This window comes from Vibrio sp. 10N.261.52.C11 (genome assembly GCF_041471405.1).
Taxonomy (GTDB): Bacteria; Pseudomonadota; Gammaproteobacteria; order Enterobacterales; family Vibrionaceae; genus Vibrio; species Vibrio crassostreae_C.
Genome location: NZ_JBFROI010000057.1, coordinates 1 through 413, shown reverse-complemented (window position 1 = coordinate 413; position 413 = coordinate 1). Strand labels below are relative to the sequence as shown.

The window sequence follows — 413 nt, the reverse complement described above, 5'->3', positions numbered from 1 at the left end:
AGTACCCACACAGATTGATGGTTTAATAAGTTAAGAGTAGGAAATACTTTTCCAGATGGGGCTATAGCTCAGCTGGGAGAGCGCCTCGCTGGCAGCGAGGAGGTCTGCGGTTCGATCCCGCATAGCTCCACCATCTTTAAGTGTTCTTCCTTAAGAATCTTTAAAAATGGTTATTTCTTTTGAAATATCTAGCTCTTTAACAATTTGGAAAGCTGACTGATTGATTACTTACGAGTAATTCAATCAAATTTAAAAGTTCTCAATGTTTATCTGCTCTTATTTAATAAGAACGGTATAAACACAACAAACACATTCAAGTGTCTTGTATTCGATTCAAACTTGTTTGAATCACAATTGAGTCCGGCAAACAGTTATCAGGAATTAACCCTTCTTGATGACAACCAAAAACCTTG

1 tRNA gene is annotated in these 413 nt (G+C 37.3%); it reads left to right on the top strand.

Annotation, left to right across the window (positions count from 1 at the left end):
* The first annotated feature begins 57 nt into the window (after positions 1-57).
* A tRNA-Ala gene (locus tag AB4323_RS19795) sits at positions 58-133 on the top strand.
* The last annotated feature ends 280 nt before the right edge of the window (positions 134-413 follow it).